This window comes from Parabacteroides sp. AM58-2XD (assembly GCF_003463685.1).
Classification (GTDB): domain Bacteria; phylum Bacteroidota; class Bacteroidia; order Bacteroidales; family Tannerellaceae; genus Parabacteroides; species Parabacteroides segnis.
Genome location: NZ_QSDP01000255.1, coordinates 1 through 781 on the forward strand (window position 1 = coordinate 1; position 781 = coordinate 781).

Here is a 781-nt window from a genome sequence, read left to right on the forward strand (position 1 = left end):
ATGGAGAGCAAGTTTCTGAATAAATCATATCTATTAATTGTCCATTATTAGTACCACAAAATCCCCTATGATAAAATTTAGAAATTTCTTGATTATCAAATTTCTCAATTGATATATTACTAATTTTATCTAAATAGGTACAAGAATATGCTCCATTCCCTAAATGGAACTGGGCTTGAGGATTGGGCGATTCATACCAGGTTCCAAAAATTACATCTCCCAATTGTCCTGAATGAATAATACCATACTTCTCTAGATTCAAATTCTCTAAAAAGCTTCCATTATGCGCTAAACCATAATACAACACATTACCACCTGTAATTTTTGTGATATTTTCTATATCTTTCAGCCACAATCCATTATCTAGAAATTTAAAAATCCATTCATGTTTTAAATCCCGTGCAATTTGTTTTGGCACGGATTCATCCAAATAGTCGCTTTGGGAGAAAGTATAATTTAATTGTTCTGCATATCCTAGTTCGTGAGCTACCCATGATGTCATTCTAGAATCTAATCCACCGCTTAATGCAACTAAATGTTTGTATCCATATTCTTTATCTTTTTCGAATTGTGATATTATTACTCTTCTAAATTCTGAATCACACAACTCAATAGCTTCATTTTCAGACATTGAATAATCCGGCTCATTATTCAATAAACAATATCTTTTTCTGAAATTTTCCCATCTTGTACTAAAAGATAATAATCCTGGTTTAAGTTTAAAATACTTATCACACAAGGTACGTCCTTCTAACATAAACCCATATGTAAGTAACAAATA

At 30.9% G+C, this 781-nt stretch carries 1 pseudogene; it reads right to left on the reverse strand.

Features of this window, described 5'->3' with window-relative positions:
• Window positions 1-757: pseudogene (locus tag DXA15_RS25140) on the reverse strand (hypothetical protein); the annotation flags it as partial.
• Window positions 758-781: the final 24 nt, after the last annotated feature.